The following is a 254-nucleotide window of genomic DNA, read 5'->3' as shown; positions in this document are numbered from 1 at the left end:
GCAGAAGAAGGAAGCAAAACGATAGAAAGTATAAGTCAAGCGGTGAAAGAAGCGGTAGAAAGGACAAAAGAAAGTCAAAAAGAAGTAGAAACACTCGCAAACAACGCCAAGAACGTACAAAGTATAGTAGAAACGATAAACTCGATAACGGAACAAACGAACCTGTTGGCACTAAACGCAGCGATAGAAGCTGCAAGGGCAGGAGAAGCTGGAAGAGGATTTGCAGTTGTAGCGGATGAGATAAGGAAGTTAGC

At 42.9% G+C, this 254-nt stretch carries 1 protein-coding gene; it reads left to right on the top strand.

The annotated features are described in order from the left end of the window. A partial coding sequence (locus ACW9JY_RS10625; protein ID WP_457284342.1) for a methyl-accepting chemotaxis protein occupies nucleotides 1-254 on the top strand: 254 nt, incomplete at both ends.

This window comes from Petrotoga sp. DB-2 (assembly GCF_054051725.1).
The sequence above is the reverse complement of the archived record's forward strand: the minus strand, read 5'-3'. Positions and strand labels throughout refer to the sequence as shown.